Genomic DNA, 17201 nt, shown 5'->3' on the forward strand with positions numbered 1-17201 from the left:
CTTGGGCACAAAAACACCGTTGCGCGTGGCTGTTGAATACGCTACATTGAAAAAAAGAAATGTAGTGAACGCAACATTTTCGTTAGGTGAATGCTACACAGAACGAAACGGTCGCACAAGCTGGAATCATCTGGCGTGCGAACCACCCCACGGAATACCGCTGACATGACCGAACACACCAAGACGGATGGGCTTCCAGGCATGGATTCTTCCACATTGCCGCAGGTGCTCGAGCGCTCGAAGCCCCGCAACGAGCGCATGAACAGCGAGAAGGTCGAATGCAACGCCTGTCCGGTGCTGTGCCAGATCTCCGAGGGCCGCACCGGCGCCTGCGATCGTTACGCCAACCGGGACGGCCTGCTGATCCGCGTGGATCCGGTGATCCTGCTGCGCAAGAGCCTGCAGGACGGCGAGGCGAAGCTCGTGCCCTTCGCCGCAGGGCCCGCCGATACGACGGCTGAAAGCGGCGTCCAGGCGGCTGCGGCCAACGATCCTTCGACCACCGCACCCTGGAACGGCGACCTGCTGCTGGCCGAAGAGGTCTTCGTCACCGGCGTCGGTTCTTCCACCACGTATCCCGACTACAAGCCCGCGCCCTTCATCGTGTCGTCCAGGGCCGCAGGTGTCGACATGGTGACCGTGGTCACCGAAGGCATCTTCAGCTACTGCAGCTTCAAGGTGAAGATCGACACCGACCGCTTCCTCGGCGCCGAGCAGGCCAACGTGCGCTGCAAGGGTGAGGTGGTCGGGCATGTGACGACGGCCGAGTATGGCTCGCAGATGCTCTCGCTAGGCGGCGTGCACCACCTCACCGGCGGCAGCAAGAAGGAAGGCCGCATCACCGCCGAGATGATGCAGTTGCTGGGCAACCAGCAGGCCGTGGAGCTCACCATCGACGGCGGCTCGCAACTGGTCATCCAGGCCGGCAAGGCGCCCATCGTCAACGGAGTTGAAGAACAGCGCATGCGTGTGGGCTGCGGCTCGGCGGCGGTCGGCATCTTTGCGCGGCAGTTCGCGGGCCTGGCCGACGAAGTAGTGGTCGTGGACGACCACATCACCGGCGTGCTCACCGAGCACCAGGCCGGGCGTTGCCTGGACATGCCGCGCTCGGGCATCCAGATGCGCGGCCGCAAGTCCACGCCGGGGCGCTATTTCCAGGTGGCCAATCCGGGCACCGGCTGGGGCGGCACCGACATCGCCGATCCGCTGTCGATCATCGAAGGCTGGGACGCAGGCGTCGCCAGGCCCGGGCTGAAGCTGCTAATGACGTCGACCACGGGCGAGCATGCGTCCTGGTATGTGCTGGACGAGGCGCTGCAACCTGTCGAACAGGAAATGCCGCCCGACGTGCGTGTCATCGTCGACCGCATCGGCGAGAACTGCGAACCTTCGCTGTGCACCGTGCTGTTCCTCGGCGGTGCGGGCGGTTCGCTGCGCGCGGGCGTCACGGAAAACCCGGTGCTGCTCACGCGCGCCATCAAGAATGCGCTGGTGAACGTCACCTGCGGCGGCGCGCCGGCCTATGTGTGGCCCGGTGGCGGTATCACGGTGATGGCGGATGTGACGCGCATGCCGCTCAACAGCTTCGGCACGGTACCCACGCCGGCCATCGTCGCGCCCATCGAATTCAGCATGCGCCGCGACGACTACGAGGCGCTGGGCGGCCACATGGAATACGTGCGCGAGCTGCAGGAAGTGCTGCGCAGCGGCGCGTGGCACAACGACGGGGCGCCCACGTCGCTGCAGTGGGAAAAAGGTGGGGCGACGAACCCGTGGCCGCTGTCGAATGGGCCGCTGCTGGGCTGACCTGTTGCCGAAGAAAAAATGCCCGCGCAACGCTCACTCCTTCCCGACGGTCGCTGGCATTTCCAGCACGGCCCGATGGACATCGTCATCGATGCCGAGGCGAACGACGCAGCGGGTGAGCGCGCCATCATCGAAGCCAATGCGACAGCGTGGCAGCGTTTCGAGGTCCTCCTGGATGAACTGGTGGACGAACTCCCGCTGCTGAAGCGGCCGGTGGTGTCTGGTGGATGCCCGGTGCGCGGCGCTGTCGCCCGCCGGATGTGGCAGGCGTGCGCACCGTTTCGTGACACGTACATCACGCCCATGGCCGCGGTCGCCGGCTCGGTGGCGCAGGAACTGATCGGCTTCTACCAGCGCGAAGGCATCGCACGCGCATGGGTGAACAACGGCGGCGACATCGCGCTGCATCTCGCGCCCGGTGCGTCCACGCGCATCGGTCTCTACGCCGACATCGCGCGCCTGAGCGAGCATGAAGTCATGCAGGGCGTTTCGGTGGATGGCCTGTTCGAGGTTCGGCACGCCATGGCGGTGCGTGGCGTTGCGACGAGTGGCTGGCGGGGCCGGAGTTTCTCGCTGGGCATCGCAGACAGCGTGACGGTGCTCGCGGCCACGGCATCGGCGGCCGACGCGGCGGCTACCATCATCGCCAATGCGGTTGACGTGGACGATGCGCGCATCGTCCGCCTGCCCGCGAACGAAGTGAAGGACGACAGTGACCTTGGCGGGATTCCGGTGACGGTGGACGTGCCCACGCTGCCCGCGTACAAGGTGGCGCAGGCGCTGGCGTCGGGCCTGGCGCGTGCACAGGCCTTGAAGGCATCCGGCCTCATCGCATCGGCGGTGCTGGTGTGCCAGCGGCAGGTGATGGTGACTGACGGTGGACTGTCGGGCACCATGATGATTGGTCATTCGTCCATGCAGAAAGATCAAGTTGGTTCAGTATTTGCTTAACGAAACTGGTGGAGCCCGCTCCATGACCTACAACCCATGATCGAGATACGACGCATCGTCACGCAGGTGGAAGAAATCCGCCACGAGTTCGGCCCGCCGGCGGCGACGCCGCTCGTGCGCGGCGCGATCTGCGCCGTGCTGACCAACCCCTATGCCGGCCGCTACGAACCGAACATCCTCCCGATGATGGATGCGCTGCAGGACGTCGGCGTGGACATGGCCAACAAGCTGCTCGCGGCGATGGATGTTCCGAAGGAACGCATCGGTACCTATGGGAAGGGTGCGATCGTCGGCGAGCGCGGCGAGCTCGAGCATGGTGCGCTGTGGCATGTGCCCGGCGGCTACGCCATGCGCGAACTGCTCGGCTGGAAAGGCGACCGTGCGGCCTACAAGTCGGGTACGGTCACCGAGAAGAAGACGGGCCAGCCCGGCAATGCGCTGTCCATCGTGCCGTCGACCAAGAAGGTCGGTCCGCCCGGTGTCACGCTGGACGTACCGCTCATCAACATCAACGCCGCCTACGTCCGTGGCCAGTTCGATGCGATGGAAGTTCGCGTACCGGGCTCGCCGCTGCCCGACGAAGTGGTCTACGTGCTGGTCATGACCACGGGCTACCGCGTACATGAGCGCGTCGGCGGTTTGCGTGCCGAGAACATCGCCCAATGGGACGGCCAGCGCTGAAGGCGCAGTACCGCAGAAGAACACAGGAGCACAGATCCACATGAGCGCCAACATCCGCAAGATCATCGTCCAGGTCGACGAAACCCGCGTCGAAATGGGCAAGCCCATCGACCCGCCCACGCGTCGCGCGCTGGCCATGGCCGTCATTGCCAACCCGTACGCAGGCAGCTATTCCGAAAACCTCGACGAGCTCATCGCCATCGGTGAAGAACTCGGTGGCCTGCTGGGCGACAAATGTGTGAAGGCGCTGGGCATCGCGCCGGCGCAGGCGCAGAGCTACGGCAAGGCCGCGATCGTCGGCGAGTCCGGCGAGCTCGAGCACGCTGCCGCCATCCTGCACCCCAAGCTCGGCGCACCGCTGCGTGTGGCCGTCGAGAAGGGCGCAGCCCTCGTGCCGTCCGCCAAGAAGCGCGGCGGCATGGGCACGGCCATCGACGTGCCGCTGGGCCACAAGGATGCCGCCTTCGTGCGCAGTCATTTCGACGCCATGGAAGCCCGCGTGTCCGACGCGCCGCGTGCCAACGAAATCGTGGTGGCCGTCGTTGTCACCGACAGTGGCCGCCCGCTGCCCCGCATCGGCGGGCTGCAGGTCCATGAAATCAAGGGGCAGGACGGGTTGCGCTGATGCGCGCTTCCTGCCAGCCTTGCGAGACGTCCATCCGGTTTTCCCTCAACCCTTTCTCAACCCGAAGCCAGCCAGGAGCCTTTCCATCATGAAACTCTCGAAGCCTCTGACCTTTGCCGCCTGCTGGGCGGTGCTTGCCGCCGCCACGCTGCCGGTCCATGCGCAGATCAAGATCGGCGAGATCAACAGCTACAAGGCACAGCCCGCCTTCCTCGAGCCCTACAAGAAGGGCATGGATCTGGCGGTCGAGCAGATCAACGCCAGGGGCGGCGTGCTCGGCAAGAAGATCGAAGTGATCACGCGTGACGACAACGCCAACCCCGGCGACATGGTGCGCGCCGCCGAAGAACTGGTCTCGCGCGAGAAGGTGGACTTCCTCGCCGGCGCTTTCCTCTCGCACACCGGCATGGCGCTGGCCGACTTCGCCAAGCAGAAGAAGGTGTTCTATCTCGCAGGCGAACCACTCACCGACAAGATGACCTGGCAAGGTGGCAACCAGTACACCTTCCGCCTGCGCCCCGGCACCTACATGCAGGCCGCGATGCTCGTGCCCGAAGCCGTGAAGATGAAGAAGAAGCGCTGGGCCATCGTGTACCCCAACTACGAATACGGCCAGTCCGCCGTGGCGGCGTTCAAGACGCTGCTCAAGGCTGCGCAACCCGACGTCGAGTTCGTTACCGAGCAGGCGCCCCCGCTGGGCAAGATCGAAGCCGGCCCGGTGGTGCAGGCGCTGGCCGACTCCAAGCCCGACGCGATCTTCAACGTGCTGTTCGGTGCCGACCTCTCCAAGTTCGTGCGTGAAGGCAACACCCGTGGCCTGTTCGAGGGCCGCACGGTGGTGAGCGTGCTGACCGGCGAGCCCGAGTACCTCGACCCGCTGAAGGACGAAGCGCCCAACGGCTGGCTGGTGACCGGCTACCCGTGGAACGGCGTGAGCATCCCGGCGCACAAGGCCTTCCTCGACGCCTACCAGGCCAGGTTCAAGGACTACCCGCGCCTGGGCTCGGTCGTCGGCTACAGCATGATCATGGCCGCCGCTGCGGGCATCGAAAAGGCCAAGAGCACCGAATCCGACAAGCTCGCCGCTGCCTTCAAGGGCCTGCAATTCGACTCGCCGTTCGGCAAGGTCACCTTCCGTGCCGAAGACCACCAGTCGACGATGGGCGCGTTCGTCGGCAAGACGAAGAACGAAGGCGGCAAGGGCATCATGGTCGACTATGTCTACTACGACGGCGCCGACGCACGCTTCCAGCCGTCCGCCGCCGACGTGAAGAAGTCGCGCTCCACCGACTGACCCGTCCCACGACCGCCGCGCCCGGGCCCTCCTGAGCGCGGCGGTTTTCTTCATCGCCCACGGATGCCCGCATGAGTTTTTCCGGTTTCGTCGTCCAGCTGCTCAACGGCCTGGCCAGCGCGTCGTCGCTGTTCCTGGTCGCGGCAGGGCTCTCGCTGATCTTCGGCGTCACGCGCATCGTCAATTTTGCGCATGGCTCCTTTTTCATGGTGGGCATCTACGTCGCCTACTCGCTGGTGGACAAGTTCGCCGGCAGCCTGGGCTTCTGGCCTTCGCTGGTGGTGGCGGCACTGGTGGTGGGTGTGCTCGGCGCGCTGATCGAGGTGCTGCTGCTGCGACGCATCTACAAGGCGCCCGAACTCTTCCAGCTGCTGGCCACCTTCGCCATGGTGCTGGTCATCAAGGATGCGGTGCTCTGGTTCTGGGGGCCTGAAGAACTGCTCGGTCCGCGCGCGCCGGGTCTTCGCGGTTCGGTGGCGATCCTCGGCCGGCAGTTCCCTTCTTACGATCTCTTCCTCATCGTCGTCGGTCCGGTGGTGCTCGGCCTCGTGTGGCTGCTGCTCACACGCACGCGCTTCGGCACGCTGGTGCGCGCTGCCACGCAGGACCGCGAGATGGTCAGCGCACTCGGCGTGAACCAGGCGTGGCTGTTCACGGCGGTGTTCGCGCTCGGTGCGTTCCTCGCAGGTCTCGGCGGTGCGCTGCAGTTGCCGCGCGAGCCGGCCACGCTCGAGATGGACCTGCACACCATCGGCGCGGCCTTCGTGGTGGTGGTGGTGGGCGGCATGGGCTCGCTGCCCGGCGCATATGTGGCCGCGCTGCTCATTGCCGAAATCAAGGCGCTGTGCATCTGGCTCGGCGTCGTGAACCTGTTCGGCCTCGAAATCTCCTTCTCCAAGCTCACGCTGGTGGTGGACTTCCTGGTGATGGCGGTCGTGCTGGTGTGGCGTCCGTGGGGTCTGATGGGTCGCCCGCAGGCCGCAAGCCGCTATGTCGGCATGCAGGAAGAGCCGCTGCGCGCGCCGACGAATGCCTACCTCGTCGCTGCTGCCGTCTTCGCGCTCGTACTGGCGGCGGTGCCGGTGCTCATGCCCGATTCGCCCTACACGCTGGTGTTGCTCATCGACCTGCTGATCGCCGCGTTGTTCGCAGCCAGCCTGCACTTCATCATGGGACCGGCGGGCATGCACTCGTTCGGCCACGCGGCGTATTTCGGCCTCGGTGCCTACGCCGCTGCGCTGCTGGTGCGGTCCAGCGGCATGCCGATGGAGCTGGCGCTCGTCGTCGCACCTGTCGCTGCTGCCATCGGCGCGCTCGTCTTCGGCTGGTTCGCAGTACGCCTGTCGGGCGTGTACCTCGCCATGCTCACGCTGGCGTTCGCGCAGATCACCTGGGGCATCACTTACCAGTGGGACAAGTTCACCGGCGGCAGCAATGGGTTGACCGGTGTGTGGCCTTCAGAATGGCTCTCCGACAAGCGTGCGTACTACTGGCTCACGCTGGTGCTCGTGGGCCTCGGCGTGTGGCTGCTGCGGCGCATCCTTTACTCGCCGTTCGGCTACACGCTGCGTGCGGGGCGCGACTCCGCGCTGCGTGCCGACGCGATCGGCATCGACGTGAAGCGCATGCAGTGGGCAGCGTTCGTCGTCGCAGGGGCCGTCGCCGGTTTGTCGGGTGCGCTGTATGCGTTCTCCAAAGGCAGCATCTCCCCTGAAAGCCTGTCGGTCAGCAAGTCGGTCGACGGCCTGGTGATGGTGCTGCTCGGCGGCATCCAGACACTGGCAGGTCCGGTGGTCGGTGCGTTCACCTTCACCTGGCTGCACGACACCGTCGCCCGCAACACGGACTACTGGCGCGCGATGCTCGGTGCGGTCATCCTGATCCTGGTGCTGCTGTTCCCGCAGGGCCTGGCCGGCTTCGCGAAGCAGGCGTTCGACAAGCTCCGTGGCCGTAGCGCGGAGGTGAAGCAATGAGCACCATCACACCCCTGCTGCAGGTCCGCGACCTCGGCAAATCTTTCGGCGGCGTGAAGGCCGTCGACGGCATCAACTTCGATCTCGCGCCCGGCGAGCTGCTGGCGCTCATCGGCCCCAACGGCGCCGGCAAGACGACGACGTTCAACATGGTCAATGGCCAGCTTCCGGCCGATCAGGGCTCCATCCGCCTGGCCGGCGATGAACTCGTGGGCCGCAAGCCGCGCGACATCTGGCGACTCGGCGTGGGCCGCACCTTCCAGATCGCCGAAACCTTCGCCTCGCTCACCGTGGTGGAGAATGTGCAGATGGCCTTGCTGTCGCACGACAGCAAGCTGTTCTCGATGTGGCGTCGCGCGGCGGACTACCGGCGCGACGACGCACTCGAACTGCTCGACCAGGTCGGCATGAAGGCACAGGCCGACCGGCCGTGCAGCGTGCTCGCCTACGGGGACGTGAAGCGCGTGGAACTTGCCATCGCGATGGCCAATGCGCCCAAGCTGCTGTTGATGGACGAGCCCACGGCCGGCATGGCACCCAAGGAACGCAACGAACTCATGGCGCTGACCAAGCAGCTCGTGGTGAGCCGCGGCATGGCAGTGCTCTTCACCGAACACAGCATGGACGTGGTGTTCGCCTACGCCGACCGCATGATCGTTCTGGCGCGCGGGCGGCTCATCGCCGAAGGCAAGCCGCTCGAGATCCGGGACCATCCGAAGGTGCAGGAGGTCTATTTCGGCACCGGCAAGACATTCGAAAAGGCCACCGCATGAGCGACGTGCTGCTGAAAGCAAAGAGCCTGGCGGCCTGGTACGGCGCCGCGCAGATCCTGTTCGACGTCGACCTCGAAGTGCGGCGCGGTGAAGTCGTGGCCCTCATGGGCCGCAACGGCGCGGGCAAGTCCACGACGCTCAAGGCCATCATCGGCATGCTGGCGCGCCGGCGGGGCGCCATCGAATTCATGGGCCACGACATCTCGCGCAGCGAGCCGTACCATGCAGCGCGACTGGGCCTCGGTTTCGTGCCGGAAGACCGCCGCGTGTTCACCGACCTCACGGTGATGGAGAACCTCGAGGTCGGCAAGCAGCCCGCGCGCCGCTGGCCCGACGGCACCGAGGCGCCGCTGTGGGCACCCGAGCGCCTGTTCAAGCTCTTCCCGAATCTCGGCGAGATGCCCAATCGTCCCGGCGGCCGCATGAGCGGCGGCGAGCAGCAGATGCTCACCGTGGCACGCACGCTCATGGGCAACCCGTTCCTCGTGCTGCTCGACGAGCCATCCGAGGGCGTCGCGCCCGTCATCGTGGAACAGATGGCGCAGATGATCCTCGAGCTCAAGTCGCAGGGCGTGAGCATCCTGCTGTCCGAGCAGAACATGCATTTCGCGGAACTGGTCTCCGACCGGGCCTACGTGCTCGAGAAAGGCCAGATCCGCTACGAGGCCTCCATGGCCGAGCTGGCTGCCAACGACGAGGTGCGCCGCGCTTATCTCAGCGTGTGACACCGGCGTCCGGCGATTTTTTCTTCAACCAGGAGCACACACCATGAATACCCTGAACCGGATGAATCGCAGAAACCTTCTCAAGACGGCCGGCGCACTCGGCGCGGTCGGCGGCCTCGGCGTCGCCGCGCCTTTGCTGGCAGCGGGCAAGATCAAGCCCAAGGGCAATTCGGCGCTGATCGTCGTGGACGTTCAGAACTGCTTCGTCGACGGCGGCACGCTGCCGGTGAAGGGTGGCGCGGAAGTCGTGCCTGTCATCAACTCGCTGTCGGCCGCGTTCGAGAACATCGTCGTCACGCAGGACTGGCACACCGAGGAACATGCGTCCTTCGCCAGTACCTACAACGGCAAGAAGCCCTTCGAGACCACCAAGCTGTCGTACGGCAACCAGGTGCTGTGGCCCGACCATTGCGTGCAGGGCACCGAAGACGCCGCGCTGCATGAAGACCTCAAGCTGCCTACTGCGCAGCTCATCATCCGCAAGGGTTTCCACAAGGGGGTGGACAGCTACTCCGCCTTCGAGGAAGCCGATCGCAAGACGACCACCGGCCTGGCCGGCTACCTCAAGGCGCGTGGCATCAGGACCGTGTTCGTCACAGGTCTTGCCACCGACTTCTGCGTGGCGTGGACGGCCATGGATGCCCGCAAGCTCGGCTTCGAAACCTATGTGATCGAGGACGCCACGCGCGCCATCGACCTCAACGGCTCGCTCGCTGCTGCCTGGAAGCAGATGCAGGCCAAGGGTGTGAAGCGCATCCAGTCGTCCGACATCGAAGTCTGAGACGTCGATCACTGCGAGCCATCGCCAGCGGATGCAAAAAGCCGTCGCGCCGACACTCAGGCTCCGTGTCAATGGAGTCGGGCATGACGTGCCGGCGTCGCCCGATGCGTCGCTGCTGGCGGTGCTGCGCAACGACCTTGCGCTCAACGGTCCCAAGTACGGCTGCGGGCTCGGCGAATGCGGGGCCTGCACCGTGCTGGTCGATGGCGTCGCGGCGCGGGCCTGCGTCATCCCGGCGGGCGGTGTCGTGGGCCGCGAGATCACCACGCTCGAAGGGCTGGGCACCAGCGACGCGCCGCACCCGGTGCAGCAGGCCTTCATCGAAGTGCAGGCTGCGCAGTGCGGCTATTGCCTCAACGGCATGGTGATGATGACCGCCGCGCTGCTCGCGCGCGACCCGCAGGCCGGCGAGGCCGAGATCCGCCGCGAACTGTCGTGCAACCTGTGCCGCTGCGGCACGCATGTGGAAATCATGAAGGCCGCGTGCCTTGCCGCATCGCGGATGAACGCCACATGAACCGGCGCGCGGATGCGCCGCTGTCGCGCGCGGACTTCCATGCGGCCAGCGGCGTGGTCGTGGTCGTGCGCGATCCGCCACCGCCGCCCGCGCCGGTTCCCGGCCAGCCTGCTGCGGTGCCGGCCAATCCGGCCGAAGGTGTCGAAATCCTCGTTGCGGTGTGGAACGACGGCAGTGTCACCGCGCTGAACGGGCACGTCGATCTCGGCACCGGCATCCGGACGGCGCTTGCGCAGATCGTAGCGGAAGAGCTCGACGTGCCGATGGAGCGGGTCAACATGGTGCTGGGCGACACCACGCGTGCGCCGAACCAGGGTGCGACCATCGCGAGCGCGTCGATCCAGATCCACTCGGTGCCGCTGCGACTGGCGGCGGCGCAGGCGCGGCACTGGCTCGTGGCGCGCGCGGCGGACCGGTTCGGTGTCGAGGCGGCGACGCTGATGGTCCGCGAGGGCGCGGTGATCGATGCAGCGTCTGCACGATCCATCGGCTATGGCGAACTCGTCGGTGACGGGCACACCGAACTCCAGCTCGACCCGAAGACCAACGCAAAGAACCCGGCCGACTACACGCTGGTCGGCACCAGCGCGCCGCGCGTGGACCTGTCGGCCAAGGCAACCGGCGAGCTTGTCTTCGTGCATGACATGCGCGTGCCCGGCATGCTGCATGGGCGGGTGGTGCGGCCGCCGTATGCGGGTGCGGACCATGGTGACTTCATCGGCAACACGCTCGAGTCGGTGGACGAGTCGTCGATCGCGCACATCCCGGGTATCCGCGCCGTGGTGGTGATCCGCGATTTCGTCGGCGTCGTCGCGGAGCGCGAAGAACATGCCGAACAGGCGATGCGTGAATTGCGTGTCGCGTGGAAAGCCTGGCCGGGCCTGCCGCCGCTCGATGACCTCGCGCAGGCCTTGCGAACGAATCCCTCCACATCGCGCAGACTCGTGGACGAAGGTGATGTGGATGCCGGCGTTGCCGGCGCTGCGCATTCCATGCCGCGCACCTACGTCTGGCCCTACCAGATGCACGCGTCCATCGGACCGTCGTGCGCGGTGGCCGACTGGCGCGCGCCCCCCGAAGGCGGCGATGCGCGCATGACCGTCTGGGCCGGCACGCAGAACCCGCACGTGCTGCGCGCCGATCTCGCGCGGCTCATGGGCATGCCTGACGTCTCGGTCGACCTGATCCGCATGGAAGCGGCCGGTTGCTACGGCCGCAACTGCGCCGATGACGTGGCGGCCGATGCCGCACTGCTGTCGCGCGCGGTCGGCGCGCCGGTGCGCGTGCAGCTCACGCGCGAACAGGAGCACGCGTGGGAGCCCAAGGGCACTGCACAATTGATGCAGGTGCGTGGCGGGCTCAATGCCGACGGCTCGGTCGCGGCCTATGACTTCGAGACCTCGTATCCGTCGAACGGCTCACCGACACTGGCGCTGCTGCTCACGCGCACCATCGAGCCGCATGCGCAGGCCTACGAGATGGGCGACCGCACCGCGCGTCCACCGTATGCGGTCGACAACCTGCGCGTCACCGTGAACGACATGGCGCCGATCGTGCGTGCGTCGTGGTTGCGCGGCGTTTCTGCCTTGCCCAACAGCTTCGCGCACGAGTCGTATTTCGACGAACTCGCCACAGCGGCGGGCGAGGATCCGGTCGCGTTCCGCCTGAAGTACCTGCAGGACGAACGTGCCGCCGATCTCGTGCGCGCCACGGCGGACCGCGCGGGCTGGCGCGTGCGCACAGGTCCGAAGCCGGCCGATGGAGAAGAGGGCGACATCGTCAGCGGCCAGGGCTTCGCCTACGCGCGCTACATCCACAGCAAGTGGCCGGGCTTCGGTGCCGCGTGGGCGGCGTGGGTGGCAGATGTGGACGTCAACCGCAGAACGGGTGAGGTGCACGTCCGACGCGTGGTCGTGGGCCACGATGCGGGAATGATGATCAACCCCGCCGGCGTGGAGCATCAGGTGCATGGCAACGTGCTGCAGACCACGAGCCGCGCGCTCAAGGAGCAGGTGACGTTCAGCAGTGCGCCCGGCGGACCGACCGTCACCGGAAGCACCGCCGTCACGAAGCCGCCCTCACCGGTGCACAACCTCGAATGGGGCAGCTATCCGATCCTCAGCTTCCGCGAAGTGCCGGTGATCGAGGTGATGCACATGCCGCGCCAGGGCGAACCTTCGCTCGGCGCGGGCGAGTCGTCGTCGGTGCCGGGCACGGCGGCGATTGCCAACGCCATCTTCGATGCAACCGGTGTGCGCCTGCGCCAGCCGCCGTTCACGCCGGAAGTGGTGCGGGCAGCGCTCGACCAGCAGGCGCTTCCGGCGCCGGACGCACCGCCGGCAACGCCTCTCCACGCGGTCGATCCCGTGCTCGACCCCGCCCCCGCGCGTTGGCCCGCCAGTGCCGAGCCGCCGCGCGCACGGCCCTGGTGGTCACGCGGTCTCGCCATCACGGCAGGCGTGTTCGGTCTGGGCGCCGCGCTGCTCGGCTGGCGCCCTGCCATCGCGCCTGTTGCGCCGACGGCCGTGTCACCGTACAGCACCGCCACGCTGGAGAAGGGTCGCCAGCTCGCCGCTGCCGGCGACTGCGTGGTCTGCCACACCGCGCCCGGCGGCACGCCCAATGCCGGCGGACGCGCGATGCAAACGCCCTTCGGCTCGATCTACACGACCAACCTCACGCCCGATGCGGAAACCGGCATCGGCCGCTGGTCGTTCAGCGCTTTCCAGCGCGCGATGCGCGAAGGCATCTCGCGCGACGGCCATCATCTCTACCCGGCGTTCCCGTACACCGCGTTCGCAAAGACGAGCGACGAAGACCTCGAGGCGATCTACGCCTACCTGATGTCGCAGCCGGCGGTGCGTGCGCAGACACCGCCCAACGAGCTCCGCTTCCCGTTCAACGTGCGGCCGCTGATGGCCGTGTGGAACGGCATGTTCCACGACGCGACGCCTTACCAGCCGGTGACCACGCAGACGGCCGAGTGGAACCGCGGCGCCTACCTCGTCAATGGCCTCGGCCACTGCAGCGCCTGCCATACGCCGCGCAACGCGTTCGGTGCAGAAAAGGGCGGCGAGCCCGCATGGCTGTCGGGCACGCTGATCGATGGCTGGGAAGCGCCCGCGCTCACATCGCTCTCGAAATCACCGATGCCGTGGACGGCGGACGATCTCTTCTCGTATTTGCGCAAGGGCTACAGCGCGAACCACGGTGTCGCCTCGGGGCCGATGGCACCCGTGATCCAGGGCCTCGCTGCGCTGCCCGACGCGGACATCCGCGCGATGTCCACCTACCTCGCGTCGTTCAATGCGCCTGGCGATGCACCGGCGCACGCCGCCGCACAACGCAGCGCGCCGCCGCCGGGCGCTGCGCAACGACTCTTTGACGGTGCCTGCGCAGCCTGCCATCACGACGGTGACGGCCCCACGTTGCTGGGCGCGAATGTCCCGCTGGCCCTCAACACCAACCTGCACAGCGACCGGCCCGACAACCTTCTGCGTGTGATCCTCGACGGCATCCGTGAACCGGCGACGCGCGACATCGGTTTCATGCCGGGCTTCCGCGACGCCATGAGCGATGCGCAGATCGCCGAACTCGCAGGCTACATGCGCGCGCGGTACGCGCCGGGCAAGCCCGCATGGCGCGATCTGCCCGCCGAGGTGGCGCGCGTGCGACGGTCGCGCCACTGAATGCGGGCCGGCGAGTCCGGCGCTACAATGCCGATCTTCCGAGGAGCGCTGCGACCCCTTCCCAACAGGGCCAGGCTCGGAACAGTCCCAACTGCGCTCACCCACGGTCCTGTGGCGTGAGCTTGTCCTTCCAGCATGCAGCCCCGGGCCGTGGTGAACTCTCAATCAGGAGCCAACCATGAACGCCGTTCTCAAACCCGTTGCCAAAGACTACGCCATCGCCGACCTGTCGCTCGCCGACTGGGGCCGCAAGGAAATCCGCGTTGCCGAAACCGAAATGCCCGGCCTGATGGCCATCCGCGACGAGTTCGCGAAGAAGCAGCCGCTCAAAGGCGCGCGCATCACCGGTTCGCTGCACATGACCATCCAGACCGCGGTGCTCATCGAAACGCTGGAAGCGCTGGGCGCCGATGTGCGCTGGGCCTCGTGCAACATCTTCTCCACGCAGGACCATGCGGCCGCGGCCATCGCTGCCAACGGGACGCCGGTGTTCGCCGTCAAGGGCGAAACGCTGGAAGACTACTGGGACTACACCCACCGCATCTTCGAGTTCGGCCCCAAGGGCAGCAAGACCGAAGGCCCGAACATGATCCTGGACGACGGTGGTGATGCGACGCTGCTGATGCACCTGGGTGCGAAGGCCGAGAAGGACATCAAGGCATTGGGCAAGGCCACCAGCGAGGAAGAAAAGATCCTCCACGCTGCCATCAAGGCCAAACTCAAGCAGGACCCGACCTGGTACAGCCGCCGCCTGAAGAACATCATCGGCGTGACCGAAGAAACCACCACCGGCGTGCACCGCCTGAACGAAATGGCCGCCAAGGGCACGCTGAAGATGCGCGCCATCAACGTGAACGACTCGGTGACCAAGAGCAAGTTCGACAACCTGTACGGCTGCCGCGAGTCGCTGGTGGACGGCATCAAGCGCGCCACCGACGTGATGATCGCCGGCAAGGTTGCGGTTGTCGCAGGCTACGGCGACGTGGGCAAGGGCTCGGCCCAGGCACTGCGTGCCCTCAGCGCACAGGTGTGGGTAACCGAGATCGACCCGATCAACGCGCTGCAGGCCGCCATGGAAGGCTACCGCGTCGTGACGATGGAATACGCCGCCGACAAGGCCGACATCTTCGTGACGACCACGGGCAACAAGGACGTGATCCGCCACGAGCACATGGCCGCCATGAAGGACCAGGCCATCGTCTGCAACATCGGCCACTTCGACAACGAGATCGACGTCGCGTCGCTCGAGAAGTACAAGTGGGAAGAGATCAAGCCGCAGGTCGATCACGTGATTTTCCCGGCCAAGGGCAAGAAGCCCGAGAAGCGCATCATCCTGCTGGCCAAGGGCCGCCTGGTGAACCTGGGCTGCGGCACGGGCCACCCCAGCTACGTGATGTCGTCGTCCTTCGCGAACCAGACCATCGCGCAGATCGAGCTGTTCACCAAGCAGAAGGAATACAAGGTCGGCCAGGTCTACGTGCTGCCCAAGCACCTCGATGAGAAGGTCGCGCGCCTGCAGCTGTCCAAGCTCGGTGCCGAGCTGACGGTGCTGACGGATGCGCAGGCTGCGTACATCGGCGTGAGCAAGAACGGTCCTTACAAGCCTGACACGTACAGGTATTGATCACCCCCGAAACGCCTGCGGCGCCGGTTCCGTGGCGTCCTGGGCTGCATCGTTGCTGACACCATCGCCATGCGTGTTGATCAGATGCTCGTTGAACGAGGTCTTGCCACGTCCCGCTCGCAGGCGCAGCGCCTGATTGCGGGCGGCGTGCGCTGGCGGCTGGCCGGGGGCGAGTGGCGCAAGGCTGCGAAGAATGGCGACGAGGTGCCGCAAGATGCCGAAGTCGAGTTGCTGGACGACGCGGAGGCGCGCTATGTGTCGCGCGGCGGACTGAAGCTCGAAGGTGCGCTGGCGGCCAGCGGCGTGACGGTGGACGGCAGGGACTGCCTCGATGTCGGGCAGTCCACCGGCGGCTTCACCGACTGTCTGCTGCGTCACGGCGCGGCACGCGTGGTGGGTGTGGACGTGGGGCACGGCCAGTTGAACGAATCGCTGCGCGGTGCCGCGCGCATGCTGTGCATCGAGGGGGTGAACGCTCGCGAACTGTCTGCAGCCGGCTTGCAGCAGGCGTATGCCGCTGCGCCTGAGCCGGGTGCGTGGCCTGTCGCGTTCGATCTGGTGGTGGGTGACCTCTCGTTCATCTCGCTGACGCTGGTGCTTCCGGCGATCGTTCCGCTCGTGAAAAGTGGCGGCGAATTGCTGATGCTGGTGAAGCCCCAGTTCGAGTTGCAACCCGCGCAGATCGGCAAGGGCGGCATCGTGAAGGACGCCGCGAGCCATGCGGTGGTCGAGCGGCGCATCCGCGACTGCTGCGCCGGCCTGGGCTTGCAGGTGCAGCGCTGGTTCGACAGTCCGATCGCAGGGGGCGACGGCAACCGTGAGTTTTTTGTTCTGGCAACAAACCAATCTTGAGGAGGAGGCCATGGGTCTTCCAGTCAGTCTTGAATTCTTCCCGCCCAAGACGCCCGAAGGCGCACAGAAGCTGCGCGCCGTGCGTGCGAAGCTGTATGCGCTCCAGCCCGAATTCTGCTCGGTGACTTATGGCGCTGGCGGCTCCACGCAGGAAGGCACGTTCAGCACGGTGCGTGAGATCCTGTCCGAAGGCGTGCCTGCGGCCAGCCATTTCTCGTGCATCGGCGCCACGCGCGAGAGCGTGCGCCAGCAACTCGGCGACCTGAAGGCAATGGGCGTGAAGCGCCTGGTCGCGCTGCGCGGCGATCTGCCCAGCGGGTATGGCGCGGGCGGCGAGTTCCAGTACGCGAGCGATCTGGTGGCGTTCATCCGCGCGGAGACCGGCCGCGATTTCTGGATCGAAGTCGCGTGTTATCCGGAGACACATCCGCAAGCCCGCTCGCCCGAGGCGGACCTGCAGGCGTTCGTGGCGAAGGTGCACGCGGGCGCCGATTCGGCAATCACGCAGTATTTCTACAGCAGCGATGCGTATTTCCGCTTCGTGGATGAAGCCAGGGCCAAGGGCGTGGCGATTCCCATCGTGCCGGGCGTCATGCCGATCATCAGTTCGATGCAGCTGATGCGCTTCTCCGATGCGTGCGGCGCCGAGATACCGCGCTGGATCCGTCTTCGCCTGCAGGCTTTCGGCGACGACACGGCGTCCATCAAGTCGTTCGGGCTGGATGTCGTGGCAGATCTGTGCGAGCGGCTGCGCGCCGGCGGTGCACCTGCCATCCACTTCTACACGATGAACCAGAGCGCCGCGACGCTGGATCTTTGTGATCGATTAGGTTGAGTCGAATCCATAAGCATATGATTCATCGATATTAGGGTTTAAATCGATTTTGGCTCGATCTTTGCTTCGTTAGAA

14 protein-coding genes and 1 riboswitch are annotated in these 17201 nt (G+C 66.2%); all 14 genes read left to right on the forward strand.

The features are described 5' to 3' along the window. Positions 1-165 precede the first annotated feature (165 nt). Positions 166-1806 carry a 6-hydroxynicotinate reductase gene (locus ACO2Q9_RS12725; RefSeq protein WP_423311897.1) on the forward strand — a complete coding sequence of 547 codons (1641 nt, stop codon included), beginning with the start codon at positions 166-168 and terminating at the stop codon, positions 1804-1806. A gap of 18 nt (positions 1807-1824) precedes the next feature. Continuing rightward, complete coding sequence (locus ACO2Q9_RS12730; protein ID WP_423311899.1) at positions 1825-2757, forward strand: UPF0280 family protein; 933 nt, start codon at positions 1825-1827, stop codon at positions 2755-2757. A 36-nt stretch (positions 2758-2793) separates the two neighbouring features. Further along, entirely contained in the window at positions 2794-3438 is a 645-nt protein-coding gene (locus ACO2Q9_RS12735; RefSeq protein ID WP_423311901.1) for an amino acid synthesis family protein, read from the forward strand. Between the two features lie 40 nt (positions 3439-3478). Beyond that, the gene (locus tag ACO2Q9_RS12740) at positions 3479-4063 is read left to right on the forward strand and encodes an amino acid synthesis family protein (RefSeq protein WP_423311903.1); all 585 of its coding nucleotides are present in this window, start codon (positions 3479-3481) and stop codon (positions 4061-4063) included. 88 nt (positions 4064-4151) lie between these two features. Further along, positions 4152-5357 (forward strand): ABC transporter substrate-binding protein, encoded by a 1206-nt coding sequence (locus tag ACO2Q9_RS12745; protein WP_423311905.1) that lies wholly within the window; start codon positions 4152-4154, stop codon positions 5355-5357. A 71-nt stretch (positions 5358-5428) separates the two neighbouring features. After that, positions 5429-7330, forward strand: a complete 1902-nt coding sequence (locus ACO2Q9_RS12750) for an ABC transporter permease (RefSeq protein ID WP_423311907.1) — start codon at positions 5429-5431, stop codon at positions 7328-7330. Beyond that, entirely contained in the window at positions 7327-8103 is a 777-nt protein-coding gene (locus ACO2Q9_RS12755) for an ABC transporter ATP-binding protein (protein ID WP_423311909.1), read from the forward strand. The genes ACO2Q9_RS12750 and ACO2Q9_RS12755 overlap by 4 nt, the downstream gene beginning before the upstream one ends. Beyond that, positions 8100-8828, forward strand: a complete 729-nt coding sequence (locus ACO2Q9_RS12760) for an ABC transporter ATP-binding protein (protein ID WP_423311911.1) — start codon at positions 8100-8102, stop codon at positions 8826-8828. The genes ACO2Q9_RS12755 and ACO2Q9_RS12760 overlap by 4 nt, the downstream gene beginning before the upstream one ends. Before the next feature lie 61 nt (positions 8829-8889). Next, complete coding sequence (pncA, locus tag ACO2Q9_RS12765; RefSeq protein ID WP_423312476.1) at positions 8890-9609, forward strand: bifunctional nicotinamidase/pyrazinamidase; 720 nt, start codon at positions 8890-8892, stop codon at positions 9607-9609. Positions 9610-9640: 31 nt separating this feature from the next. Next, complete coding sequence (locus ACO2Q9_RS12770) at positions 9641-10126, forward strand: (2Fe-2S)-binding protein (protein ID WP_423311913.1); 486 nt, start codon at positions 9641-9643, stop codon at positions 10124-10126. Next, positions 10123-13815 carry a molybdopterin cofactor-binding domain-containing protein gene (locus ACO2Q9_RS12775; protein ID WP_423311915.1) on the forward strand — a complete coding sequence of 1231 codons (3693 nt, stop codon included), beginning with the start codon at positions 10123-10125 and terminating at the stop codon, positions 13813-13815. Before ACO2Q9_RS12770 ends, ACO2Q9_RS12775 begins: the two co-directional genes overlap by 4 nt. 34 nt (positions 13816-13849) lie before the next feature. Then, positions 13850-13921, forward strand: a riboswitch (S-adenosyl-L-homocysteine riboswitch). Positions 13922-13993: 72 nt separating this feature from the next. After that, positions 13994-15439, forward strand: a complete 1446-nt coding sequence (gene ahcY, locus ACO2Q9_RS12780) for an adenosylhomocysteinase (RefSeq protein ID WP_423311917.1) — start codon at positions 13994-13996, stop codon at positions 15437-15439. A 69-nt stretch (positions 15440-15508) separates the two neighbouring features. After that, positions 15509-16291, forward strand: a complete 783-nt coding sequence (locus ACO2Q9_RS12785; protein ID WP_423311920.1) for a TlyA family RNA methyltransferase — start codon at positions 15509-15511, stop codon at positions 16289-16291. 10 nt (positions 16292-16301) lie between these two features. Continuing rightward, positions 16302-17126, forward strand: coding sequence for a methylenetetrahydrofolate reductase [NAD(P)H] (metF, locus tag ACO2Q9_RS12790; protein ID WP_423311922.1), 825 nt, complete (start codon positions 16302-16304; stop codon positions 17124-17126). Positions 17127-17201 lie beyond the last annotated feature (75 nt).

The organism is Variovorax sp. VNK109 (assembly GCF_049445855.1).
Taxonomy (GTDB): domain Bacteria; phylum Pseudomonadota; class Gammaproteobacteria; order Burkholderiales; family Burkholderiaceae_C; genus JAGOCV01.